General features: G+C 40.2%; 17 protein-coding genes. 8 read left to right on the top strand and 9 right to left on the bottom strand.

The window, feature by feature from the left end:
* Positions 1 to 70 precede the first annotated feature (70 nt).
* The 3 genes from BM253_RS05420 to BM253_RS05410 are packed head-to-tail and all read left to right on the top strand — an operon-like array spanning position 71 to position 4502.
* Positions 71 to 1531 carry a DUF3945 domain-containing protein gene (locus tag BM253_RS05420; protein WP_091520393.1) on the top strand — a complete coding sequence of 487 codons (1461 nt, stop codon included), beginning with the start codon at positions 71 to 73 and terminating at the stop codon, positions 1529 to 1531.
* A gap of 6 nt (positions 1532 to 1537) precedes the next feature.
* A complete protein-coding gene (locus BM253_RS05415; RefSeq protein ID WP_091520389.1) occupies positions 1538 to 3631 on the top strand; it encodes a type IA DNA topoisomerase in 2094 nt (697 codons plus the stop codon).
* Positions 3621 to 4502 (top strand): ORF6N domain-containing protein, encoded by an 882-nt coding sequence (locus tag BM253_RS05410; protein WP_091520555.1) that lies wholly within the window; start codon positions 3621 to 3623, stop codon positions 4500 to 4502. The genes BM253_RS05415 and BM253_RS05410 overlap by 11 nt, the downstream gene beginning before the upstream one ends.
* 44 nt (positions 4503 to 4546) lie before the next feature.
* Here BM253_RS05410 and BM253_RS05405 read toward each other — a convergent pair whose 3' ends face one another.
* Complete coding sequence (locus BM253_RS05405; protein ID WP_091520386.1) at positions 4547 to 5305, bottom strand: Swt1 family HEPN domain-containing protein; 759 nt, start codon at positions 5303 to 5305, stop codon at positions 4547 to 4549.
* A gap of 21 nt (positions 5306 to 5326) precedes the next feature.
* Positions 5327 to 7462, bottom strand: a complete 2136-nt coding sequence (locus BM253_RS05400) for a DUF262 domain-containing protein (protein ID WP_091520382.1) — start codon at positions 7460 to 7462, stop codon at positions 5327 to 5329.
* 179 nt (positions 7463 to 7641) lie between these two features.
* Between BM253_RS05400 and BM253_RS05395 the strand changes: the two genes are divergently transcribed.
* Together BM253_RS05395 and BM253_RS05390 are read left to right on the top strand one after the other, a co-directional pair.
* On the top strand, positions 7642 to 8079 hold the full coding sequence (locus BM253_RS05395) for a DUF1896 domain-containing protein (protein ID WP_091520379.1): 438 nt from the start codon (positions 7642 to 7644) through the stop codon (positions 8077 to 8079).
* The gene (locus BM253_RS05390; protein ID WP_091520377.1) at positions 8066 to 13498 is read left to right on the top strand and encodes an N-6 DNA methylase; all 5433 of its coding nucleotides are present in this window, start codon (positions 8066 to 8068) and stop codon (positions 13496 to 13498) included. The genes BM253_RS05395 and BM253_RS05390 overlap by 14 nt, the downstream gene beginning before the upstream one ends.
* Before the next feature lie 66 nt (positions 13499 to 13564).
* Here the strand turns inward: BM253_RS05390 and BM253_RS05385 are convergent, their stop codons facing one another.
* The 5 genes from BM253_RS05385 to mobA form a co-directional block, all read right to left on the bottom strand.
* Positions 13565 to 14530 (bottom strand): YeiH family protein, encoded by a 966-nt coding sequence (locus tag BM253_RS05385; RefSeq protein WP_091520374.1) that lies wholly within the window; start codon positions 14528 to 14530, stop codon positions 13565 to 13567.
* Between the two features lie 75 nt (positions 14531 to 14605).
* Entirely contained in the window at positions 14606 to 15502 is an 897-nt protein-coding gene (locus BM253_RS05380; protein WP_091520370.1) for a LysR family transcriptional regulator, read from the bottom strand.
* 127 nt (positions 15503 to 15629) lie between these two features.
* Complete coding sequence (gene mobC / locus BM253_RS05375; protein ID WP_091520367.1) at positions 15630 to 17630, bottom strand: conjugal transfer protein MobC; 2001 nt, start codon at positions 17628 to 17630, stop codon at positions 15630 to 15632.
* A 101-nt stretch (positions 17631 to 17731) separates the two neighbouring features.
* On the bottom strand, positions 17732 to 19018 hold the full coding sequence (mobB, locus tag BM253_RS05370; protein ID WP_091520364.1) for a conjugal transfer protein MobB: 1287 nt from the start codon (positions 19016 to 19018) through the stop codon (positions 17732 to 17734).
* Positions 19019 to 19026: 8 nt separating this feature from the next.
* Positions 19027 to 19458 (bottom strand): conjugal transfer protein MobA, encoded by a 432-nt coding sequence (gene mobA, locus BM253_RS05365; protein ID WP_091520360.1) that lies wholly within the window; start codon positions 19456 to 19458, stop codon positions 19027 to 19029.
* Positions 19459 to 20222: 764 nt separating this feature from the next.
* Here mobA and BM253_RS05355 point away from each other — a divergent pair.
* From BM253_RS05355 to BM253_RS05345, 3 genes are all read left to right on the top strand, one after another.
* Entirely contained in the window at positions 20223 to 20990 is a 768-nt protein-coding gene (locus BM253_RS05355) for a ParA family protein (protein ID WP_091520354.1), read from the top strand.
* Between the two features lie 4 nt (positions 20991 to 20994).
* A complete protein-coding gene (locus tag BM253_RS05350) occupies positions 20995 to 21444 on the top strand; it encodes a DUF3408 domain-containing protein (protein WP_013632628.1) in 450 nt (149 codons plus the stop codon).
* Between the two features lie 173 nt (positions 21445 to 21617).
* Positions 21618 to 22091, top strand: a complete 474-nt coding sequence (locus BM253_RS05345; RefSeq protein WP_450088496.1) for a conjugal transfer protein TraD — start codon at positions 21618 to 21620, stop codon at positions 22089 to 22091.
* A 26-nt stretch (positions 22092 to 22117) separates the two neighbouring features.
* Here the strand turns inward: BM253_RS05345 and BM253_RS05340 are convergent, their stop codons facing one another.
* Together BM253_RS05340 and BM253_RS05335 are read right to left on the bottom strand one after the other, a co-directional pair.
* Complete coding sequence (locus BM253_RS05340) at positions 22118 to 23938, bottom strand: UvrD-helicase domain-containing protein (protein ID WP_091520349.1); 1821 nt, start codon at positions 23936 to 23938, stop codon at positions 22118 to 22120.
* 3 nt (positions 23939 to 23941) lie between these two features.
* On the bottom strand, positions 23942 to 26083 hold the full coding sequence (locus BM253_RS05335) for an ATP-dependent nuclease (RefSeq protein WP_091520346.1): 2142 nt from the start codon (positions 26081 to 26083) through the stop codon (positions 23942 to 23944).
* Positions 26084 to 26092: the final 9 nt, after the last annotated feature.

The following is a 26092-nucleotide window of genomic DNA, read 5'->3' as shown; positions in this document are numbered from 1 at the left end:
ACTGCCATATAGTGCAATGCGGTGCGGGCTTCCTTTACATTCGACAGTGAATTTTTAAAATTTTCAGATTATGAGCGAAGAAACAACTAATAAACAAGATATGCCCGAACAGCTTTCGGACATATTACTCGTACTGGATAAAGAGAAAATGAAAATCCAGGCAGTAAAGAGTATCGACGAAAACGGGAAAATGGAAACCGTTGACCCCACGAAGAAAAATCAAAACCAGTTTATGCGTGTGGATAAAAGCGGAGATTTCTTTTCCAACTTTTTCTCCAATTTTTTCAGCCAATTAAAGAACCCCACCAATTTTTCATTTTTCAAAGTACCTGCACCCATCGCCATAGAAAAAGCGCAGGAATTGCAGAAGCAGGTAGATAAGCCCACACCGGAGGGTGAAAAAGTGATGAAAGAGCACGAAGTGAAAGCGCAAACACAACCTGATAAAAAACAAGAAAATCAAAATAATATGGAAACAGCACAAACCACAACGGAAGCAACGGAATATCGTTACAAGCCGGAGCAGATTGATTGGGACACAATGAAAAACCTCGGATTAAGCAAAGAGTATCTTGAAAAAAGAAACCTGCTCGACCCTTTGTTACGAGGTTACAAAACCAATGAGCTTTTACCGATAGGTATTAACCTCGGTGGCTCTATCCTCCGCACAGATGCCCGCCTGTCTTTACAGCAAGGTGAAGACGGCAATGTTATCGTGGCAATACACGGTATCAAAAAAGAACCTAACCTGCACTTTGAGTTTTTCGGTCACAAGTTTACGGATGAAGACAAGAAAAACCTAATTGAAACGGGCAATATGGGGCGTGTCGTCAATTTGGTAAATTCCAAAACAGGCGAACTGATGCCGTCCATTATCAGCATTGACAGGCTGACCAATGATGTAATTGCACTGCGCACGGAGTTTATAAAAATTCCCGATGAAATTAAGGGCGTAAAGCTGAATGACGAACAAAAGCAAACGCTGATGGAGGGCAAACCACTCTATTTAGAGGGTATGATTTCCTCGAAAGGAACGGAGTTTTCGGCAACGGTACAATTCAATGCGGACAAGCGATATGTTGAGTTCCTGTTTGACAGAAGCAACCACAATCAGCAAGCGCAAACGAACCAACAGAACACCCAACAAAGCAATCAGCAAAGCCAACCGCAGGACGCTCCAAGAACTTTCAGAGGCAAAGAACTGGATGATGAGCAATATAACAAGTTCAAAGCCGGACAAACAATTTACGTTGAACTGAAAGACAAAAAAGACCAACCGTATAAGGGTTATATCACTTTCGACAAAGATACCGGAAAGACCAATTTTGAGTTCCCCGGTCAGTATAAAGCACGGGTAGAACCTGCCGAAACCCATAAAACGCAGACTGCCGTTAATTCCGAGGGCAAAACCAACGAAGCGACCAAGAATGTCCAAGAGCCTTTGAAGTCCGGGCAGCAAAGACCGAAAAACGAAAAGCAGCAGGAGCAACAGGACAACAAGCCTGCAAAATCCAAAGGCAGAAAAATGTAATACAGTATGAAAACAATTATTGCAGAAAAACCAAGCGTAGCAAGGGAAATAGCCGGACTTGTGGGAGCATCCGATAAAAAGGACGGCTACCTGACAGGTAACGGCTATTTTGTTACGTGGGCATTCGGTCATCTAATAGGACTGGGAATGCCAGAAGATTACGGGATTTCGGGATTTGACAAGGCATCCCTACCGATATTGCCCAACCCGTTTTTATTGACCGTTCGTAAGGTCAAAAAGGACAAAGGGTACACCGCCGATACTGGCGCAATAAAGCAACTGAAAGTCATTGAGCAGCTTTTTAATAAAAGCAACAGCATCATCGTTGCTACCGATGCGGGTCGTGAGGGCGAACTCATTTTCAGGTACATTTATGAATACCTGAAATGCAACAAGCCATTTGAACGCCTTTGGATAAGTTCCCTGACCGAAAAGGCGATAAAGCAGGGCTTTGACAACCTGAAAAACGGAAATGAATTTGACGGACTGTATCAGGCAGCGCAAGGCAGAAGCCGTGCCGATTGGCTTGTGGGCATCAATGCTACACAGGCATTGAGCATTGCCGCAGGCAATGGTATCTATTCGCTCGGCAGGGTACAAACGCCAACACTGGCTTTGATATGCAAACGCTACCTCGACAATAAGAATTTCACGGTAAAGAAATACTGGCAGATACAACTAATGCACAATAAAGCCCAGGTTGATTTCAAAAGTATTTCCGCAATTAAATGGGATGAAAAGCAGCTTGCCGATGATACGCTTAAAGCTATTCAGCGTGGCGCAACGGCAACCGTTACATCGGTAGAAATCAAAAGCGTTACAGAACAACCGCCCTTGCTTTTTGATTTGACAGGCTTACAAAAGGAAGCTAACAAAAGGCTGAAATTATCTGCTGAAGCGACACTTAATATCGCACAAAGCCTGTACGAAAAGAAGTTTATCACGTACCCACGTACCGGAAGCAAATACATCCCTGAAGATATGTGGGCAGAAATTCCAAACCTTGTGCGGGCTTTGCAGAACCGTGAAGATTGCAAGCAAGCCCTTACCAAAATCAAATGGGGACGGTTCAACAAACGTATCGTGAATGACCTCCGTGTAACGGACCATCACGGTTTGTTGATTACGGACAAAGTGCCGTCTGTACTCAATGCAGACGAAAACAAGATATACAATATGATTGCGCTTCGATTGCTCGAAGCCATATCGCAAGCCTGTGGCAAAGAAATAACTGATGTATCATTACAGGTATTGCATTACGACTTTACGGCAAAAGGCTGTAAAATTCAGGAAGCGGGTTGGCGTTCCATAAAAGGAAGTTTTACCGATGACGGAGAAGAGCCAGTGCAGGAATTACCCGAACTGCATAAAGGCGACGAACTTGCCATAAAGGAAGCCGCCGTTTTGGAAAAGCAGACCAAACCGCCAGTGCTTTACAGCGAAGCCGGGCTTTTGTCGGCTATGGAAACCGCAGGAAAGGAAATCGAAAACGAGGAAGAGCGCAAAGCTCTCAAAAATATCGGTATCGGTACGCCTGCGACAAGAGCCGCCATTATCGAAACTTTGTTTACCCGTAATTATATCGTTCGGGATAAACGTTCCTTAATTCCTACGGAAAAAGGATTGCAGGTTTATGAGTTGGTCAAAGAACGCAAGATTGCAGATGTGGCAATGACCGCCGAATGGGAATTGGCATTGCAGAAAATTGAAAACAATGAAGCAGATGCCGGAACATTCCAAAAGGAAATGGAAACCTACGCCAAATCCATTACCGATGAATTGCTGCAAACCTCTATTGCAAATACCAATCAGCCGAAATTGAACTGCCCAAGATGTAAAAATCAGCAACTTATTATTCGTGATAAGATTGTGAAATGCCCTGATGAGGCGTGTAACTGGGTACAGTTCCGCACCGTCTGCGGTGTACAAGTCAGTATCGAAAATGTAACAAGCCTTGTTAATAAGGGCAAAACCTCTCTTATCAAAGGAATGACAAGCAAAGCCGGAAAGAAATTCGATGCTTACATCATTCTGAAAGAAAACGCTGAAAGTTCCTTTGAGTTTGAAAAAAACAAAAGCAGTAAACGCAATGGAAAATAAACCGTCAATCGTACCCAAAGAAATCAGGAACCTGATTTATACTATCTGGGGCAAACAGGTAATGTTGGATAGCGACCTCGCTGCCTTATATCAGGTAGAAACAAAGAACCTGAACAAAGCTGTTAAAAGAAATATTAAGCGTTTTCCTGTATCATTCTGCTTTCAACTGACCGAAGAGGAAGTTGAAAACTTGAGGTTCCAATTTGGAACCTCAAGTTTAAGCTACGGCGGCAGGCGTTATTTGCCCTATGTTTTTACTGAACAGGGCGTTGCTATGGCATCTGCCATACTCCGTTCCGATATAGCCGTTAAAATGAGTGTGGAAATAATGGAAGCCTTTGTAGAAATGCGGCGTATGCTTATCAGCAATGCTTCTTTGTTTCATCGTTTGGATAATATCGAATTAAAGCAATTGGAAGCCGACCAAAAATTTGAAGAGCTATTTAAGGCTTTGGAAAGCGATAAGCTGCACAGCGAAAAAGGTATTTTCTACAACGGGCAGGTATTTGATGCCTACGCTTTTGTTTCCGATATTATCCGAAGTGCCAAAAATTCCATTATCCTACTTGATAATTATGTGGATGATACGGTGCTTACTTTATTGGGTAAGCGTAAGAATAACGTAACCGCTGCAATCCTTACCAAAAGCATCAGCAATCAGCTACGGTTAGATTTACAACGCTATAATAGCCAATATCCTCCGGTTGATATTGAGGTTTTTTCTGATGCCCACGACCGTTTTTTGATTATTGACCATACAGAACTCTATCACATAGGGGCATCACTCAAAGACCTGGGCAAAAAATGGTTTGCCTTTTCAAGAATGGATATTGAAGTCGGCAGGATGCTTCAAATCTTGAACAAACAATAACAATAAAACCCTCTAATTAAGAGGGTTTAACATTTGATAGAATACTATAATTGTAATTGGGCGGTAATGCTTTTATAGTAAACTTTTAGTGCATCACGTTCATCCTTACCAACGTAACTATTGTGGGCAACTAAACATCGTATCTTGTATAATTCGTCAACCATTACATTCAACCAATGTTCATTCTGTTTTGGGAAATGCTTTCCGAACACTGTCCAATTTCCGACTATTATTTTTCCTAACTCTATAAAGTCGCAATAAAACAAATCGCTATTACCTCGTATTGGTAAATATTTGCTCTCTTGCTCACTTTTCTTTAATTTATCTATTGTGTCTTGCACTCTTTTAGGAATATTTACAGTTTGTGACTTCATTATCTCTTCAATAAATATTCTTAATGAATTTTCAATACAGTACAGGTACAAATATACTTCCGACATTTCTCTCCCTTTTTGTTGTATATCCTGTGGTAAAAGGTTTAAATGACCAAAGTTTACATTTTGCTGTATTTCTTCGATACTATCTAACAGCGAATTTTCATCTGAAATCAGAGGATAGAAGATTTCATTAATATATTTTCTCCGTTCTGCATACCCGCCTTTAGTCTGCATTTCTCTTCTAAATTCCTGAAGCGTAAAGCAGATTTTAAACTCTTTCGGCTCATTGGCTTTAAACTTAGCAGATTTGTTCAGTTCGCTTTTTAATCTCTTATATTCTGCTTCATTTTCAGTTGTTATATTAACATCAGTGGATGCTCCTGTAAGGAGTATTTTTAAGCGTTCAATATTTTCTGTATAATTCATTTGCACTATTATTTCTATATATTACTCTTCCGTGGTGGTATGTAGTTCTTCTTCTTCGAGCATAAAGTCAAGGAACAGCAATTCAGCTTTTGCGGTTTCATCTTCAAATTTTAAATCCCAACGCTGTTCCATAAATTCCAGTAACTTGTTACCTCTATCAAGTATGGTTTCAGAGTTCCATTCCTCGTATCCCGATACTTCAATTTCTGAATGTGAACCGTCGGAATAACCTTGCCTTATTTTCTCTTTCTTTTCGTTGTACTTTGCCTTTTTCTTATCATCAAAGCAATCGTTTTGCAAACTGGAATTAATGCTTTGTGAAAGTGGCAAAAGATTTCCTAATGTTCCTTGAAAAAAAGGTAACTGTGACTTTTTATGACCTTTAAAACTGGATTTCCAGCTTGAATGTGTTGGAGTTTGGGGATAAATATGTTCAATGGAAACTTTGTCTTTTTCACTCTTTACAAATAACCTCCAATCAATCTTTTGACTTCCTCTTTGCCGTACTTTTTCCATTTCATACTCATATAGGAAATAGCGAAGTCCATTCCAATAATAAAAGCCACCCCCGCTTTTAAACTTCTTGTCAATAAATTTTTGAAAGTATGTATAATCGAAATAGGTTTCTTCAGAATTTTCAGGGGTGTAAAAACAGTAATTCATTCTGTCATTCAAGCGTTGGATAATAGTTTCAATAGTTAATTCGCTATTTCGCAACTGTCTTGCAGCCCGATAAAATTCACTGTTTCTATAAGTAGAAAAAGCTCGGCTTAGCCGGAATGTGATAAATATGAAACGCTCAATTGCTTTGAATAAGTTAATTCGTTTACTCGAATTAATATCCTTGTTTAAAAAAGATACGGTTACAAGCGGACGGAAATAAATTATACCAATTCTGTTCAATCGGTCTATCCATAGGCTTTCTTGTGTAGTCAAGTCTGGATTGTTTACCGGATTATGTGTATTATACCAATGAACAGCAGCAGCTTTTAAACTGTTTACATAGTCTTCGATTTCTTTAGGAGAAAGTCGAGAACGCATTACTATTATTTCGTCTTCTCCATTAATCTCAACCTCTTCCTGGTCGGTGTCTTCATCCTCTCTAACTTCTTCAAAATCCTGTAAAGAACTAACTCTCACTTCTGTTTTCGCATATATATTTTGTGGTGTAAATTTTTGCTCCAACAAAAACCTGATGTAATCATCGCCTTTTTCTCTTGTGTATTGAAAATACATTATCCAATGGGCTACTAAAAAATCATCATCGTTGAGTGGATTTTGTTTATTTCGTCCAAGCTGATAATAGACTTCTTTCCAAGCATCATTGATTTTCTCTCGCAAGGAATTTCGCTCATCATTTTTGAGCTCATTCTCATCGTACAAAGTGGTTAAATATATTAAGCGATTTTTAAGAAGTTCTAAATTTGATAGTTTTTTTCCACGATTATTCATTGTTTCAAATGCAACAAAAACATCAAAATCATCGCTTATCTCATAAACGTTAAACATTAGGTTTTGCGTGACCTTTTTGAACAACGCTTCAATTTCGTTTAAGCCATATTGGTCGAAATAATTTTGTAGATTTTCTTTGAAAAACCTTTTGGCATTTTCAAGATTTAGGGTATAAAAAGTTTCTTGAATTGTTCCGCTATTGGGTTCTAAAAAAATTCTATGTCGTAAAAATTTGAAACTTGGATTATCAACCTCGTAGCCAAATTTGTATGTTTTGATAATAAATTGCGGAGGTTTTTCAATTACTAAATATTCTTCCTTAATGGCTTTTAAACTAAACGAACCAAGATAAATATCTTCATCCTTTTTATCCTTGTTTTCAGGTATGGCTTTGAGTTGTTCCGAGATAGCTTGTATAAAAACTACAAATGTTGTCAATCGTTGTTGCCCATCAACAATATGAAAAGGCTTGAAGCCTCTATCTTCAATCAGCCAACGCTCATCATTCCATTTACTCCAAGTATTTTTGTCTACTTTTTTTAAGGACAGTAATCCCGTGTAATGAAATCTATCAGCGGGAAGATTAACTAAATCCTCCCAAAAATCTTTTAGTTGTCGTGTAGTCCAAGCGTAGCCACGTTGGTAGTCTGGTATTTTAAATATTCTGTCTTTAAAAATACTCTTTAGCGGTTCTAATTCATTCATTATCTATTGTCTGTCGATTATCGTCGTTTTTACTTTCAAAAATACAAATTAAATTCCTCGCTATTTAACTTCTTTACGCCAAATCCTGCCTTTCAAAGCCAAACCCTACAACATTATCAAAGCTGTTTGCTTCTGCTTCTAATTTTAGGATTTAAGTAAAATTCTAAACAAAATAAAGTATGGATGTACAGCAAAAAGACCTATCGTATTTCAGATTACGACTGCAAGAATTATTAAACAGCAGCTTTCCCGAAAAGGCACACGACCAAAAATTCATTGACCAACGGTCTTCGTGGGCTGCCAATGCTTATGAGGGTGCTTTCCGTTCGGGAAATGCCGTTGAGCAATGCGACGAAATAGCCAACTATATACTTTTTGAGGGCTTACACTTCTCCAAGTTCGACACGGTTTTCAAAGTGGTATGCAATGAATTTGATACCATAATGGCAGACGAGGAACTGCGACCGTTCGCCTTTAAAATGTTTCCCGTTTGTGAGCCTGTTTTCGCAGAATATGAATTAACTGATGATTTCGCCAACGGAAATGAGTTTGATGTACTCTATACCGAACTGACCGGAACCATCTCAATATGGATTGAGGAAAATGGGCTTCAGTAAAAAGCAACATCTCCAACTGAATATTGATGCCCTGCGAATTGTTTTTGAACTGGAAAAGGAGAAACGACAAGCCACCGTAGGCGAAAGACTGCTAATGATGCAATACAGCGGATTTGGCGGTCTTAAATTCGTTCTGAACCCCGTAGAGAACGAAATAGACATCAATCATTGGAGAAAAACAGAACACGACCTTTTTCCACTAACGCAGGAACTCCACCAACTACTTAAAGAAAATTCCCAAGATGATAAGCAATACCGCAGGTATGTGGATAGTATGAAAAGTTCCGTACTGACGGCTTTTTATACCCCACCAAAGGTTATAGATGCCATTTCATTTGCCTTACGGGATAATGGTCTGCACATTGATAAATTCCTCGAACCCTCCGCAGGTATCGGTTCATTTATCCAATCATTTATAGAAAATCAGAAAGCCAGTGTAACCGCTTATGAAAAGGACTTGCTTACAGGCAAGATTTTAAAGCAGCTTTACCCCGAAAGCAATATCCGTATAAACGGCTTTGAAGAAATCCCCGAAAGGGAACAAAAGAGCTATGATGTAGTTGCCAGTAATATCCCTTTTGGCGATACTTCCGTATTTGACCTTTCTTTTTCCCGTAGTAGAAACAGCGCAAAGGAACAAGCTGCCCGAAGCATACACAATTACTTTTTTCTGAAAGGTGCTGATATGCTTCGTGAGGGCGGTCTGTTGGCTTACATCACTTCGCAGGGCATTTTGAATAGTCCCAAGAACGAACCCATACGCAGGGCGTTGATGCAGGATAATAATTTGGTTTCGGCTGTAAGATTACCTAACAACCTGTTTACCGAATATGCAGGTACGGAAGTCGGCAGCGACCTTATTATCCTGCAAAAAAATACGGCAAAACAAAATCTGACCGACAGGGAAGATCTGTTTTGCCAAAGCAAGCCAACCGAATATAATACTCCCGGCAATGCGCTCTTTCAGGATAGCACAAGAATTATCCATACCGACCAAAAATTAGATACCGACCCATACGGGCAACCTGCCTTAATCTACACGCATAAAGGCGGTGTTGAGGGTATTGCCAAAGATTTGAAGCAAATTCTTTCCGAAGATTTTGGAAAGCATCTGAATTTGAATTTATACAGAGGCGAACGCAATGATGAGCCTGTTATACAAATTCCTATCGAACCAAAGGTTACACCTCCAGTCATTGACCCTGTAATCATTCCGCAAAAACCGCAACCTGTACCTACTCCAGTAGTCTATCAGGAAAGCCCGCAGGAATTAAAGCAACTAAGCATTTTCGACCTGTTTGAAAGTGCGGGCGAACCTGTAATGGTTCTTGCTCCACCAAAAAAAACTACCCAAACCAAAAGGCAAAGCACTAATAAAAGAAGAGGCACGATAAATCGTCAGCCCGACCTGTTCAGTAGTGCAAGGCAACCTTACACGCCGCTAAAATCTAATGGTGCTGCCAATGGAACAACCCAAGTAAACGGTAAAAAACAGGAACCTATCGGCGACCTGTTTTCACAAATAAACGGTAATGGCCAGTCTAATAAGACAGCCATTACCGCTACCAATATTACCGCTATTCCTGAACCTGCCCCGTACACTGGTGAACTGCAATCGTTCCACCGTAACGATTGCCTTGTGGTGGAAAACGGTTGGGTGGGTTATCTGCAAGAGGTAGAAAAGGAAGACAAAAAAGCAATCTTTCATCCATTGCAATTGCCGTCTTCACAGAAAGCAAGAGCCGATGCCTATATTGCCGTAAGGGACAGTTATATCAACCTGTACCAAAAGGAAGCTGAGACGCAGACCGAACACAAGGTAGAACGGGAAACGCTGAACCTCCTGTACGATGGCTTTGTCAAAAAATACGGTAATCTCAATGTTGCCGAAAATGCCAAGCTGATAAAGACGGACAGTGCAGGTAAAGAAATTCCCTATCTGGAGCGTATCATTGGCGGCGTAATTCACAAAGCGGATATATTCAGCCGTCCCGTTAGTTTTTCTACCACCACATTAGCAACCGATAATCCCGAAGAGGCTTTAGCCGCCTCGCTGAACAAATACGGCAACGTGGATTTGGACTTTATGTCGGAAATCAGCAGCCTGCCTGCCGATACTCTGAAAGAAGCCTTTCACGGACGATTGTTCTACAATCCGCTACAACAAGAATACGAGATAGCCGAACGGTGGATTGCAGGCAACGTAGTTGAGAAAGCCGATGAAGTAAGAAACTATCTCGAAAACAATCCTGATGATACCGAAGCCAAAGAAAGTCTTACCGCTTTAGAGGAAGCCCGACCAAAACGTATCGAATTTGAGGAACTGGATTTTAACCTCGGCGAACGGTGGATACCTGCCCGAATTTATGCCCGTTTCGCTTCGCACCTGTTCGATGCGGATGTACTGGTTCATTACTCCGAAAGCTCCGACGACTTTTCCGTGAAGTGTCATCAGGGCAATATGCACATTTGGGAAAAATATGCCGTCAAAGCGGAAAGCCGAACGTTTGACGGTATTGCCCTGCTCAAACACGCCCTTGTCAATACCACGCCTGATATTACCAAAAAAGTAATGGTTGGCGACCAAGAGGTCAAAGTACGGGATATGGAAGCCATACAAATGGCGAACACCAAGATTGACGAAATCCGTAACGCTTTTACCGACTGGCTACACGCACAGAATGATGAATTTAAAAACAGGCTGACCGACCAGTACAACGATACGTTTAACTGTTTTGTTCGCCCGAACTATGACGGCAGCCATCAGGAATTTCCGGGATTAGACCGCAAGGGAGCAGGCATTGAAGACCTGTATTCAAGCCAAAAGGACACCGTTTGGATGATAAAACTGAACAACGGTGCTATCTGCGACCACGAAGTAGGCGCAGGAAAAACGCTGATAATGTGTACCGCAGCGCAGGAAATGAAGCGTTTGGGATTAGCCCATAAGCCGATGATTATCGGGCTGAAAGCGAATATACCTGCCATTGCCGAAGACTACCGCAAAGCCTATCCCCACGCTAAAATACTTTATCCAGGTATTGATGATTTTACGCCGCAGAAACGCCTGCGCATTTTCGGGGATATTAAAAATAATGATTGGGACTGTGTGATACTTACGCACGACCAGTTCGGAATGATACCGCAGTCGCCCGAAATACAAAAGGAAATCCTCGAAATAGAATTAGACAGCGTAGAGCGCAACCTCGATGCCCTGAAATCGCAAGGCAAGGAAGTGACAAGGGGAATGCTCGCCGGAGTAATTAAGCGAAAAGAAAATCTTGAAGTAAAGCTGAAAACGCTGCAACACGATATTGAAAACCGCAAAGATGATATTGTGGACTTTAAGATGATGGGTATAGACCATTTGTTTGTGGACGAAAGCCACCAGTTCAAAAACCTGATGTTCAACACCCGTCATACACGGGTTGCCGGACTGGGTAACGTGGACGGCAGCCAAAAGGCATTGAACCTGCTGTTTGCTATCCGCACCATTCAGGAGCGTACCAATGCGGATATGGGGGCAACCTTTCTTTCGGGTACAACTATCAGCAATTCATTAACGGAGCTGTACCTGCTGTTCAAATACCTGCGTCCCCGTGCATTGGAAAAGCAGGGTATTCATTCCTTTGATGCGTGGGCTGCTATCTATGCAAGGAAAACGACCGATTATGAATTTTCGGTAGCTAACAATATTGTCGCCAAAGAGCGTTTTCGCTACTTTATCAAAGTGCCAGAACTGGCGCAGTTCTATTCTGAGATAACGGATTACAGAACGGCAAAGGATATTGGTATTGACCGCCCGACCAAAAACGAGATATTGTACAATATACCGCCAACGCCCGACCAAGAAGCCTTTATACAAAGCCTGATGCAGTTTGCCAAAACGGGCGATGCTACTTTGCTCGGCAGAGAACCTTTGTCGCAAAGGGAAGAAAAAGCAAAGATGCTCATTGCTACGGACTACGCCCGCAAGATGTCGCTCGATATGCGTATGGTAAGCGGTATCTACGACGACCATCCCGACAACAAGGCTTCGCATTGTGCGGCAAATATCGCCAAGTATTACAACCGGTTCAACGCACAAAAAGGAACGCAGTTCGTTTTCTCTGATTTGGGAACCTATAAGCCGAACGAATGGAATGTGTACTCTGAAATCAAACGCAAGCTCGTGGAAGACCACGGCATCCCTGCGCACGAAATAAGGTTTATTCAGGAAGCGAAAAATGATAAGCAACGTAAAGACCTTATCAACGGGATGAACGAGGGTAAAATCCGTGTACTGTTCGGTTCTACGAGTATGCTCGGAACTGGCGTAAACGCACAGAAAAGAGCTGTTGTCGTTCATCATTTAGATACGCCGTGGCGACCGTCAGACCTTGCCCAAAGGGACGGGCGGGCAATCAGAAAAGGCAACGAGATTGCCAAATTCTTTGCCGATAATAAAGTGGCTGTGATTATCTATGCCGTTGAAAAATCTTTGGATAGTTACAAGTTCAACCTGCTGTATAATAAGCAGCTTTTCATCGACCAGTTAAAGACCAACAACCTGACCAAAAGAACGATTGACGAGGGAAGTATGGACGAAAAATCGGGAATGAACTTTTCGGAATATGTGGCAATCCTGTCAGGAAATACAGACCTGTTGGATAAAGCCAAACTGGAAAAACAGATTGCCGGACTGGAAAGCGAAAAGCAGGCGTTCAACCGTTCTAAATCCAGTGCCAAATTTAAGGTACAGGATTATACGGAAATGTTGCAAAGCACTCAATCCCGTTTGAGCCGTATGAGTACCGACTGGGAAAACTTACAGCAACGCCTGCAAAAGCGTTCGGACGGTACAATCGAAAACCCTGTGCTGTTGAATGGCTTGCCACCCAATGCAAATCCGAAACAAATCGGTGCAAAGCTGAACGAGATTGCGGACAAAGCCCATACCGGAGGGCAGTATGAAGAAATAGGCAGCTTGTACGGTTTTACGCTGTTGGTCAAAACTGAAATGTCGGAAAAAGAGGGCGTGGATATTCGGGTTAATCGCTTTTTGGTGCAGGGCGAAGGCAATATCAAATACACCTACAACAACGGATTAATGGCAAAAGACCCCGAAACTGCCGCAATGAATTTTTTAAGGGCTTTGGAAAAGCTACCGGGCTTTGTGAAGCAGGAACAGGAGAAAATTACGGAAATGCAAAAAGACCTGCCTGTACTTCAGGACGTAGTTAACGGAATCTGGTCTAAAGAAAACCGATTAAGCGAGCTTAAAACGGAACTGGCAGCCGTAGAAAGAAAGATACAGTTATCCATTACACCTGAAACTAAAGGAGAAAGTAGGGAGCAGGTGGAAAAATTGAAAGAAGCTGCGCAGGTTTCGGAAAGTATTGTTCGGACAAACAGCGTTCCCTTTATTCGTAGATTTTAATTTTTGTTTTACTATGAGACGTGTTCTTGTATTTTTAGTAAGTCTTAATAGTTGAAAAAAATACAACTATAAAAATAGCAATACTAAAACGGCAGGTACTGCTAAAAGTACCCACAGGATAACACCTTGTAATATTGGCTTAAATCCAACGGAAGCTAAAACCTTTATCGATAATCCTGCGCCGATTAAAAAAAGTGTGAGTGTCATTCCCGTTTTTGAAATGTACACAATATAGCTTCCTATCTTCTGAAAGAACGGGACATAGGTGTTGAGTATAATGGCAACAACAAACAATCCAATGAAGTAAGGTATTTTTATTTTAGAGTTTTTTGACTTGAAAATAACCGAACTGAAAAAGGCAATCGGAATTATCCATAATGCTCTCGTGAGCTTCACTGTCGTAGCGATTTGCAGTGCTTCGTTCCCATACTTACTGGCCGCTCCGACAACGGAGCTTGTATCCTGTATTGCTATTGCACACCACAATCCGAACTGTGTTTGTGACAGATGCAGCATATGCCCCACAATGGGGAAAAGAATAAGCGCAATGGAATTGAGAATGAATATAGTACCTAATGCAACGCTTACCTGCTTCTCTTTGGCATTTATAACAGGCGAAACAGCGGCAATGGCACTGCCACCACAAATTGCCGTACCGACTGAAATAAGAAACGAGGTTTCCTTATTTATCTTTAGAACTTTTCCTAAAATATAACCTAATATAAGGATGCTAAATATCGAGACAACTGTAAACAAAACACCGTCTTTACCTGCTTTCAATGCTGTACCTAAATTCATCCCGAAGCCTAAACCTACTACCGAAATCTGCAATAACAGATGCGTGGCCTTATGATTAAGATGTAGATAGGGATGTCCTATAAATTGTGCTATTACTATTCCAAAAAGCAATGCTAATGGTGGAGATATAAAGGGCGATAGGCAGCATACGAGCGATAGGAGAAAAATTAATTCTCTGGTTGTGATGCTTCGGTCTAAAATCCTTTTCTTATTATTAAGCGGGTTGTTTTTCATCGCACTAAATTGTTTAATATTTAGTGCAAAATTCTGCAAGATTGAAAAAATAGGGAAATGACTATTTCGAATGTATTATAGCTTCAGGTTATTTAAAGTTAGGTGCTTTAAAAATACATCATTCAAAAAATGGGTATCGCCTTGTTGGGTAACAAAGTAGAAATAACGCTGTATTTCCAAATCTTTCACGTCAACTATTTTTAACACCCCGTTCTTTAATTCGTTAAATATTGCGTTTATAGATAAGAAAGCATAAGAATTGGAACTTAGCAAATATGATTTTATACTTTCTGTACTCTCAAATTCCATATCAATTTTTAGTGATGAAACAGCTATTCCGGCTTTTTTCAATGCTGCCACTATAACCTCACGGGAACCCGAACCACCCTCCCTGATAACTATGGGTAATTGCTGTAAATCCTTTAATGTAATCATTGCCTTATTTGAAGCGTGGTTGGAACTTCTCGTACACAGAACAATTTCATCCTTAACTAAAGGCAAGTATTTTAAATTCTTTCGCTTGGTATGCCCCTCAACAATGGCTAAATTGATTTTGTTTTCTATCAGCAGATTTTCAACGTGTTCCGTATTATTTACGCATAATGAAATTTTCAGATTGGGGAATTTTTGTTTAAAAGAAGCCAAATACGCAGGGATAAAATATTGTGCTACGGTTGTACTTGCGCCTATGTGCAGCGTTCCTTTTACATCCTTTTTTAGTGCTGCAAGTTCAAATTCTATATTTCTGTGTATATTAAATATTTCTTCAGCACACTTTAGAAGTATGCTTCCTGCTGGCGTTAATTTTATTCGTGAGCCGTTTCTTTCAAAGAATTTGCTTTTATAATGGGTTTCAATTTCGTGTATATGCTTACTGACCGCAGGTTGCGAAATAAACAGTTCTTCTGCGGCTTTGGTAAAATTCAGCCGCTTTGCAACGACGTAAAAAACTTTTAGTCTAAAATCAAGCATAATGTAAAAAATAAAAATTCGGCTCTATAAAAATACAATATAATACTGCTTGTCTTTTATGTTGCTGAACTGTTACACTGTTCCTTAAATTGTAAAACAAAGGGCTTCTTAAAAAAGCCCTTTGTTTTTAATCTTGCTGTACCAAATGCTGTAAGTTCGGGTCATTCTTGATGCGCTCCATTTCACTGACAACAATATTCAGTATGTCTGATTTTATCTGCTTGTAATTACTTTCAATTTCCTGCTTCATCTTATCCTCGCCCTGCTCATTTACAAAATAAAGGATTTGTGGTATTGGCTGATAGGCTTTGCTTTCTGCGGCTACCTTTTCATTATCTACTACGATTTCGGCGTGAAATATCTTCTGCTCAATACGTTCATCAAAGTTATCTGATACAGAACCCACAAACATACCCTGTGTTAAGGTTGAGATTTTTGATGCAGGGATTAGACTGTCTAACTGTGTGGAGATAGAGGTAGATTTATCGTTGCGGTTAATGGTCATACTCTGACGTTTCTGCAATACTTTACCGAAGCGTTCCGAAAGGCTTTTTGCCGTTTCGCCGACCACCTGACCACTAAAAATATTACCTACCGTATTTTGAATAACCTTGCTTTCTTTGTCGCCGTAATCCCTCGTTAATTGCGAAAAATCCTGAAAGCCCAAGCATACTGCTACCTTATTACTTCTCGCTGTTGCGATAAGATTGTCCAGTCCTCTGAAATAAATTGTGGGCAACTCATCTATGATAACGGAACTCTTTAGCTGTCCTTTTTTATTAATCAATTTTACAATCCTTGAATTGTATAAACCCAAAGCTGCGGAATAAATATTTTGACGGTCGGGGTTGTTGCCTACACATAAAATTTTGGGTTCTTTCGGGTTGTTGATGTCAAGTGTAAAATCATCGCCCGTCATTACCCAATACAATTGCGGGCTTATCATTCTTGATAACGGGATTTTTGCCGATGCTATCTGACCTTGTAACTGGTCTTGTGCGCCACCTTGCCACGCATCCATAAAGGGCGACAAATAATTTTCCAAATCGGGGTATGAGGTTAAAATTGTGAACACATCCGAATACTTTTTATTCAATAATTCAATGGCGTGTGGGAACGTACAATACTTACCGTTATCGTAGATTTTCAGATACCAAATAATGGCAGCTAAAAGAATAATTGGGCTTTCCACGAAGAAATCGCCTTGCTTCTGTATCCACGACCTGTTGAGGTTTAGCATTATCGTATATGCCGCTTCGTAAGCATCTGAAATGTCCGTCATAAAATCAGGATTTAGTGGATTACATCGGTGGCTCTTGCGTGGGTCGTCAAAATTTATCACATAAAATTTCGGCTGTACTTTGTACTTATCCCGATGCTTCAGTAAGTGATTGTAGGCGATAGTCGAAAGGTCGTCAAACTTGAAGTCGTAGATGTACATACTAAAGCCTTTTTCAATTTGCTGCTTGATGTAGTTGTTTACAATAGCATAAGATTTACCTGAACCCGGAGTACCCAACACGATTGATGCCCTGAATGGATTTACAATGTTTATCCAGCCGTTGTTCCATTTGCCTTTGTAGTAAAATTTGGTGGGCAGGTTGACGGAATACTCGTTTTCCATCAACTTAGTTTCCTGTTGAAAGCTCTCGTTTTCGTTATTGAAAACATCGTCCATTAAATTGTTTTTCAGTAATCTGCTCATCCATACGCCTGCCATCAGCAAGGCGATGTAACCTAATGAGTTAGTAAGCATATACAGAAATGTGCCTGTTGCCGGAGATAGCTTTAGCAACGGTGTGTTCAGGAAAAACAGCACAAAACCAACGCCCAAAACCACGTAAATTTTAGACCAGGTTATCTTCTCGTTCTTTACGCCCTTTGTTCCTAAACAGCTTAAAGCCAGTAAAACCAAAGCAAATGCTTTAGTATAAAGGGTATGTGAAAACAAGCCCGCCGTCCGGTCGAAATTGCCTAATATCTTGTTAATTACTTCCAACGTCCAACCACGTTCTAAAAAGAAACCGTAGCAGAACCAATAAAGGTGCATCAGCACCAAAAGAATACTGACTGCCCGCATAAAAGCCATTATCTTGGCAAGCCCTCTTAAATCGTCTTCTCCCTGCATTATTTTAAGTTTTAATGTTCGGGCGTGAATTTAAAGGCTCTATGGAGTGGCTCTAAGAATGTGGCAGCCAGTGGCGTTCTGTGGCAGTGTTTGGCTAAATATTATTGCTGACCTCTTTGGCGTTTGCGCTTCTTCTTCATCTTATTGGCAAAGTCCTGTTCTTCGTAATCTTCGCCCTGGGCTTCGGGCAATAAGCCGCCCAGTGCTTCAATCAAACCGTCTTCGTGTTTGTCCGTAGTTAAGAAGTCGAACAAATGGTGTGGTTCTTCCGTAGGAAGATCCGCATCATTTGATGTGGATAGTTTGGGTTGTGAAACGACAGGTTCCTTAATATCGGGTTTGATGTTATTGTTCCAATAATCATTAAAGGTGTTGGCAGAAAGTTCTGTTGCCAAACGTGAACCGTTCCAAACCACTTTGGAATTGTGGTCAATAAATGTGATACCATAAATGCGCCCTGTATCATTCCTGCGTACCACTACGTTAATGCCCTGTTCTACTAATTGCTTCTTAAAAGCCTGCTCATTGCCCGTGGTTTTCAGGGCAATGGTAACAGCAGATTTTAGGCTTTGTTTGGTAGGGTTATCTTTCAAAGCGGTTTTGCATTTCGCAAAATGCAATTCCAAAGCCAGAAGCCCTGCGCTCTTTCCAAACAGCGAAGCCTTGAACGGATGCCCGGCTCTTTCGCCTTTTTCATTCAATGGAATATATAATAAGCCCTGCTGCATTTTTCCTTGCAATTCGCCCTCGATTTTCTCGGTGGTAATATTGAACAAGGAAAGCAGGGCATTGTATTCGCCCAACGTTTGGTATTGGTAATAGTTCGGCAGGTGGCGAACAACTGAAGCGATTTGACTTTTTACATCGCCTGCCCGATAATCTACCGGACGGAAAACCTTATCTGTTTGGCTGCGCTCCTTATCCGTTGCGGGTATCAATCCGTACTTTCTTTCCAATTCACGGCATACATTCATAGACCGCATTCTCTCGAATTTGTCCGAAATCTTTTTGCCCTGCTCGTCCACGCAAACCGATACAATGTGTATATGGCTGCGGTCAATATCGGTATGTTTGAATACGACAAAAGGCTGTTCGCCGTAACCCATTTCCCGCATATACTGTTCTGCCATTTCCCGAAACTTATCATCACTTACCTTGTCGTTTGGGTCAGGATTGAGCGAAATATGCAACGTATGTTTCTCGGTATTACGGTTGGCTATTAGGTAAGACGCAAAAGATTGGGCTAATTGTGCAACAGAATAATGACCGCTTGCGTTTTCAATCATCTTATTGGCGAATAAAATCTGTCCGTTTTCATTCTCTACTTTAAGCTGATTGTACGCCAATGCCCCGTATAAATTTGCACTTCTTCCAATTTTTGCTATCATTTCTACCGCTATTTTTTCAGGTGTTTGGCTTCAAATTCCTCGCTTATTTGGATAATTTTTTGACATAGCACCACCATTTCTGCCGTCTGTTTTTCCAGTTTGTACAGAAATGCTGCGGCTTTTTTCTCGGAAAAATTCTTGTAGAGCAGCTTTACAATTTGGTTATAGTTCACGCCAATGGAACGGAACTGGCTGTGAAAAGAGGTCAGCCGCATATAGAAATCAACCGTTCCCTTGTCAATCTTAATGGTCTTTATGGTCTTGTCAAAGATGCAGGACGTTATAAAATGCGCTTTTACCTGCATACTTGATTTATCAAAAAGAGCAAGAAAGCGGGCGTGTTCCTGCGCATTAAAGGAAATTGTATAGCGGATTGTCGCCGGGTCTTCTTTAGGGCGGCGTCCGGTCTTTTTCAATTGCTTTCTGTTGTTATCGTTCATCACTAATCCATTTTAAAATCCATACAAAACCCTGACTTCGGAAGGTGTTTTCTGCCCCCTGCAAAGGGCAAGTTGTTTTGAGCATCGGAAATCATTCCGAGATGCTCAAAACACAACTTGCCGTGTTCCGGTGAACACAAAAATCCGCCCTGCGGGACGGATTGAATGTAACAGGGAAAAACGGCTCGATGCCGTTCCCGTTACCCCCTGATATGTCGAAAGACTTTTGCATAAATCCGTTAATAAAAATCACAATACAAAGTAAAGACCTGTTTACGATAGCGTTGCACTGTACCACAGTGCCAAATGCTGCCTCTGAACGCCAAACACTGCCACCGCTATACAACCGAATGAATTTGATGAGTTCTTTGTCCCTGAATGTTGGCAGGCAGGCAGACAGCCCGTGCTTCAGGACGAGCAGACGGCACACATTCAAGATGGCAGGTTATCCTGCCTGCAAGATTGCAGGAATGCAAGAAAGCAAGAGCGCAGGAATGACGGAAAGCGTAACAGCCTGCTATCAGACCATCACGCCTGCGTGATAGATGGAATGACGAACGGAACGAATGCAAGAACGCAATCCCGTCTGATAGGATGCCTGAATGAAAGCATTGCTGCTGTACGGCAGGAAAGCAGGCAATCAGCAATTCCCGCAGGCAAGCCTGATAGCTATCCTGTAAGAAAGACAGCACGAAATCAGGACTGCACGGCTGAAAGCCTGCAAGACTGAAACCAGTAAGATGTAAACTTTAAATTTTAAAAATATGGACACAAAAAAGAAACCTCTGTTTGTCGCCTTTTCTTCTCAAAAAGGCGGTGTTGGCAAAAGCACATTTACTACGCTTGTCGCCAGTACGATGCACTATCGGTTGGGCTACAACGTAGCCGTATTTGATGCGGATTTTCCCCAGCACAGCCTGATGAAAATGAAAACCCGTGATTTGGCAATGGTAATGGAAAATGAGGCGTTGAAAAAACTGGCGTATAAGCAGTTTACCACCATCAACAAAAAAGCCTATCCCATTATGCAGCACAAAGCGGATAGCGTACTCGATGCGGCGCACGAATTTGTAAACACTTCTCCCGTTCCGCTTGATGTGCTGTTCTTCGACCTGCCCGGAACCGTGAACACGCCCGGCATCCTGAAAGCGTTGGCAGGTATGCACCACATTTTTACGCCTATCACGGCAGACCGTGTGGTAATGGAAAGTACGCTCATCTTCACGCAGCTTTTACAGGACGTGATTATGAAAAAAGGCGAAACTTCCATACAAAGCATTAACCTGTTTTGGAACCAGGTGGACGGCAGGGAAAGCACACCCTTATATGACGTGTACAATCAGCTTATCGGGCAACTGGGGTTAAGCCTGATGCAAAGCCAAATCAAGAACAGCACCCGTTTTCGCAAGGAAAGCGAAGCGGACAGCAAAACGGTTTTCCGTTCTACCGTAATGCCACCTGATGAGCGTTTGATGAAAGCCTGCCAGTTAGACCTGTTCATCAGCGAATTTTTAAACATCATTCAATCGTAGTGCTATGGAAAAAGATAATAAACGTAAAGTTACGCCGGACATTAACGAAGAGCTGATGATGAACCTGATGGTAGACGGCGTTAAAAAGGACGGTTTGCAGCTACCGCCTGAACCTGCCGAAGAGCAGGAAAAGGAAGAAATACAAAACGAGGTAAGGCAGGATGAATTACCACAAAGCAAACCTGTACAAAGGGAAAGAAACCGTACCAAGAAGAGCCTTGACGGAAGCTACGGCGAACACTTTTTGAAAACCCATTCGATGACAAAGCGGGGCGATAAAAGTATCTATATCCGGCAGGAATACCACGAACGGCTATCCCGTATTGTACAGGTAATCGGTAAAGATGCTATACCCCTGTATGCCTATCTCGATAACATACTGGAACATCATTTTGAAATGTTTGAAAAAGCCATTACCGATGATTTCAACGAAAAGTTTAAACCCATTTTTTAAAGCATCTGATTATGGAAATAGTAATTGTGATTTGCCTGCTGATAGTCATTGTCCTGCTTTTGCAGGATAAGATTGTAATTCATAAAAGGTCGGAGCAAAAGTCCAAACAGGAAAAAGTTAACCCGAACCTGCCCGATATTATGGGGCAACCCAAGCCAGTAAGAAGCCTTTCAGTGCCAAACACTGCCAATGACAGCCAAATAACGGAACCGGAGATAAACCCTGATAATTTAGACATCGAATACGACGAAAACGAAAACGTCAGCATTCAAATTCCGCAGGAAGAACTGGACGAAGTTTTCAGCAATATGCCTGATTTGGAAGAAGAGGAAGAAGAATGGAACAGGTACGGAATATCCGGTGGCGATAACGGTTTTGCCCAAGGGGTTACCTATGACGAACTAAGCTCCGTAGGGGCATTGCTCCAAAAAGAGAATTTGGAACAGGCTCAAAAGGAAACAGCGGTAGCCATAGTTCAGAAATTACAGGGAACCGAATTATTCAGCTTACTGGAAAATTCCATTGAGGGTGCTTCCCGAAAAATTGCCGAGCTTTTGGATAGCACACTTTCATCTGAAAGCGACGACAGTTCTTCCACCTTGCGGAAAAGTAATTTGGGTGATTTTGACATTGGGGAGTTTGTCTGAAAAGACGGCTTCCTTTTGTTATTTATTCAATCGGAATTGTCAAGAGCAACAATCGAATATTCATAATTATATTCGAGCAAATGAGGTGTAGGGCTTTTCCCTTCAGGATTGTAATAATTTATCCCTCTTGACGTTTCAGAGATTAAGTGTAAATTTTTTCTTGCTCTTGAAGCTAAAACGTAAAGTAATTTTTTAGAATTTTCGTAACCGTTTGTATCATTGAAGTGTGGGACATAATCATTAAGAAGAGCAAAACCTATTACTGTATCATATTCCTCTCCCTTTACGCCGTGAATAGTTGAAACGGTTATACCATCTCTTTGCCTGAAAACTTTTCTAAAATTTTCAATCTCTCCAATAAATGGATTTCCCTCGTCAATAAGCCTTTGTATTCTATTTTCAGAACTTGCAAAAAATGATGTGTGATGTTCTTCAAGTAACGGGAAATTCTGAATTTGTATTTTCAGGCTTTCACAAATTCTTTCAAAGAAAGAACGTAAGTAGGTTAAACCATCATTTTCATTCACTTCAATTGAATTGCAGATTTTCAAAAACTCTTTGTTTGATAAGTTTGATACATCTACTCCCGCAGCATCAAGTTCGTTCAAAACTTCTTTACTCCAACGTAAACGACGAACGTACATATAGGGCGATGGTTCTGTCAAAACAATTCTTGCAACTTTAAACCAAAAATTCTCAATGTCCCGTGAAAACGGAGCCATACCGGGTCCGTCAAAACTAAAATCCGGAAGTCTAATCATTAGCTTCCTTGTAATACTTGCAATCTGAACCCATTGAGGTGCTGCAATACAAATTTCATTAGGGCTAATTCCGGCTTCACGGACATTAAACAAAATCAATTTTGCAATTTCTTCTATCAAATTATCTAACGAAACCGATAAGTTATATGTGATTAAACTATTATAATCTTTTTCGTTTCCGAATGCTATAATAGGGGTAGCAAATGTTTTATAATAATCGAAGTAATTTATTATGGTTTCAGATGACCTGTAATTTTTGTCTAAACTCAACTGTATCAAGTTAAACCCCAAAAGTTTTTCCAAATCATCCTTTGGCATCGGATAACCACCTAAAGAATGATAAATAGATTGGTTAGGGTCGCCAACAATTAATGTTTTTGAACACCCTTTGTTTGCACTTAATATTTTTGATATTATATGGTATTGTATCTCTTTAGTATCTTGATATTCATCAATCAAAATAAATGGAAATAATTTGCATAAGACGGTACAAATGATTGGCTTTGATTTCAATAATTCATAAGCATAAAAAAGTATCTGCTCAAAATCCAATTGATTATTCTCTTTTAATATTCCGAAATATTCTTGAAGAATAGCTTTGATATGCTTATTCTGATTACTATTTTTTGATGTAAACTTATATGTACCATTTATGGTAGCATAATATTGAAAATCATAAAAAGTAACTTTTGGATTGCTATATTTTTTGCATAATTCGGTTAGGAGCTTTTCAGTATCAAAGGAATTACAAACTTTAAACCCGTTTTTCAACCTTTCAGAATACAGATGGTAAGGCTTTAATATCCATTCCATACAGAATGAGTGAATTGTACCAATCCATAATTGTGTAGTATCAACCCCCAATAATTCAACCCGTTCTTTAATTTCATCAGCAGCGTTATTCGTGTATGTAATTGCAATAACGAACTCTTTATTGGAATTTAGCCTGCTTAATTCGTAAGCGATTTTGTATGTAAGCGTTCTCGTTTTTCCACTACCAGGACAGGCAATCAAGAGTACACTATCTTTCTCCAAGATTGCAACTTCTTGCTCATCATTCAAACTTCCTTTTTCCCAAATGAACATAGCCTATTTCAATTTATCTATGAATGTTAATAGCTGGTCATCTGGTATTACCAAGTCCAAGTCAAAAGCAAGGTCATCTAAAGTTGCTTCTTCGGCTCTATACTTCGTTAGGCTCTCCCTACAAGATGAAAAATCCAAAGCATCATCATCATAAAAATGTTTGTTCATCCTATATTCAATGATGTCGGCAATAATATTGTTGGAGTATGTTTCTTTGGCGAAAAGAATGGCATCAACTATATAGTTTGGAATTTCCGTCTTAAAAGAAATATGCTTGCCTAACATTATAGCAAACCAACCTTTACCTTCCTGTTTAGCCATTGTAAGCACTCGCTTTCCATAAACCGCAACACCATCATCTTCAATATCAGTTTTAGCTTGTACTCTTGTTGGTTGGTCTGTATATACTTGGTCAATTATAGCTATTACTTCCTCCTCGTTGCCTTCGGTTATAAAATCAACTTCAAAAGTATAGTCAGCATAAAATGCCTTTATCCAATCATTCTCTGCTTCAAAGACATCTAATTTAGCTTTACGTTCTAATCCCTTTTGTTTAGATGCCTCAACTTTTCTCTTGTATTTTTTTAATCGGTCGCTATCATCGTCATTAATAGTTGTATCACAAATCGCATCATCTAAATCTGTTAGAATTGCACATTTTCTTCTTATACGGCTATCGTGGAAAAGTTGGGCTACATTCTCAAAGCCTGTACTTCGTATATTGATGAGGCTAATTCCAAGTTCGTCAAGACTTACACCAAATACTTTTTTGACCATTATTGGTATTAAAATCTCTTCTGCATCGCCCTCAACTAATATTATTCCTCTTGCAAATAACAGGTTGGTTCTTACAGCATCCAAATAACGCTGTATTTGATTGATGCTTTCAGGTGTTAAACCAGTTGATGGTTGATATACTTCCGCAAAATTTAATTTCTTTGCAAGGATGTTTATATTCTCAACATTACTTACTTCGGAAATTTGTGTAGAATGAGTAGAATAGATAATTTGAGTATCTCCATAATCCAATTTGTCAAATAAGGTCTTTTGAATATGGTTATGTATATGGGCTTCCGGTTCCTCAATAATAAGGAAGTTGGCAAATGTATCTTTTGATTTTCTATACTTAAACTCAAGTAATTTCAGGGTTAAAAATATTAGATTAGCACCTCCCAAACTTAATTCGTGAATACCGCCCTCATATTCCTCGCCTGGTTCTCCGATAAAAAGTTTCAATGATTGTAACAATTTTTCGGCTTCATTGGGAACACTTGATTTAATGGATAATGAAGATGGCGAATAGGTAAGACCGACGGCATCCTGAATGGTTGATTTTATATCTGACCTTATATTTTGTACATCGGGCAAATCTTCAATGCTTTCATTTAATTGCTCAACCAAATCGCTGATAGGTTGGTAATCTTCCTCTTTGATTTCTCCACTTTTGTTTTTCAATAGAGTAAGTAAAGGATTAGTTCTATTGTTATGAAAGTCACTTACTACATCTCTCAAGGCTTGGATGAATGTAAAAGAGATTTCTTTGGAAACAGATAATTGATGCGGAATTTTAGAGCCAAATTTAGAAGCATCAATCGTAGATGGGAAAACCACATTTTCAAAATCGCCTACAAGTTCCTTATATACATTAGGGTCATTAAAATCAGCAGTGCTTTTTCCAGTAAAGAAAGTTTCGTAATTATCCTGAATTGTGATGCTATTGAGTATCGTTTGTAATCCAACTGCATCTCCTTCAGCTAATTCGGAAAGTTTTTGTCTGATGTCAGCTTTAGGACGAAAGAAAAGGTTGTAAGTAGCTTTTTTTACATAATCTTCTGCGGCAACTCCAACACCGTGAATGAACAAGGATTGTATTGCCTCTTCATCGTTAAGCTCATCAAATTCAACACTGATAATAATCCAATGACCTTTCCATTTTCCCTTATCCAAAGACCTGTTAAAATCTCCTTCCGTCAGTTTATAAGCATATTGCAAGGAGGCATCTTCTAATAACAGCCTTATTGCCCTAAAAACATTTGTTTTTCCAGAACCGTTTTCTCCGATTATGGTATTTATTCCCTTGTTGAATTGAAAACTTGCATTTGCAAAATTCCTATAATTGACCAGGCTGACTTTAGAGATATACATTAGAAAATA

This window comes from Paenimyroides ummariense, assembly GCF_900115115.1.
GTDB classification, from domain to species: domain Bacteria; phylum Bacteroidota; class Bacteroidia; order Flavobacteriales; family Flavobacteriaceae; genus Flavobacterium; species Flavobacterium ummariense.
This window is presented reverse-complemented; position numbering and strand designations above follow the sequence as displayed.

Bases quoted from the DNA above. Each gene is read 5' to 3' on its own strand.
- BM253_RS05420 (WP_091520393.1), top strand. From the start codon at position 71: ATGAGCGAAGAAACAACTAATAAACAAGATATGCCCGAACAGCTTTCG.
- mobA (WP_091520360.1), bottom strand. From the start codon at position 19,458: ATGAACGATAACAACAGAAAGCAATTGAAAAAGACCGGACGCCGCCCT.
- BM253_RS05405 (WP_091520386.1), bottom strand. From the start codon at position 5,305: ATGAATTATACAGAAAATATTGAACGCTTAAAAATACTCCTTACAGGA.
- BM253_RS05390 (WP_091520377.1), top strand. From the start codon at position 8,066: ATGGGCTTCAGTAAAAAGCAACATCTCCAACTGAATATTGATGCCCTG.
- mobB (WP_091520364.1), bottom strand. From the start codon at position 19,018: ATGATAGCAAAAATTGGAAGAAGTGCAAATTTATACGGGGCATTGGCG.
- BM253_RS05415 (WP_091520389.1), top strand. From the start codon at position 1,538: ATGAAAACAATTATTGCAGAAAAACCAAGCGTAGCAAGGGAAATAGCC.
- BM253_RS05355 (WP_091520354.1), top strand. From the start codon at position 20,223: ATGGACACAAAAAAGAAACCTCTGTTTGTCGCCTTTTCTTCTCAAAAA.
- BM253_RS05350 (WP_013632628.1), top strand. From the start codon at position 20,995: ATGGAAAAAGATAATAAACGTAAAGTTACGCCGGACATTAACGAAGAG.
- mobC (WP_091520367.1), bottom strand. From the start codon at position 17,630: ATGCAGGGAGAAGACGATTTAAGAGGGCTTGCCAAGATAATGGCTTTT.
- BM253_RS05395 (WP_091520379.1), top strand. From the start codon at position 7,642: ATGGATGTACAGCAAAAAGACCTATCGTATTTCAGATTACGACTGCAA.
- BM253_RS05385 (WP_091520374.1), bottom strand. From the start codon at position 14,530: ATGAAAAACAACCCGCTTAATAATAAGAAAAGGATTTTAGACCGAAGC.
- BM253_RS05400 (WP_091520382.1), bottom strand. From the start codon at position 7,462: ATGAATGAATTAGAACCGCTAAAGAGTATTTTTAAAGACAGAATATTT.
- BM253_RS05340 (WP_091520349.1), bottom strand. From the start codon at position 23,938: ATGTTCATTTGGGAAAAAGGAAGTTTGAATGATGAGCAAGAAGTTGCA.
- BM253_RS05410 (WP_091520555.1), top strand. From the start codon at position 3,621: ATGGAAAATAAACCGTCAATCGTACCCAAAGAAATCAGGAACCTGATT.
- BM253_RS05380 (WP_091520370.1), bottom strand. From the start codon at position 15,502: ATGCTTGATTTTAGACTAAAAGTTTTTTACGTCGTTGCAAAGCGGCTG.
- BM253_RS05335 (WP_091520346.1), bottom strand. From the start codon at position 26,083: ATGTATATCTCTAAAGTCAGCCTGGTCAATTATAGGAATTTTGCAAAT.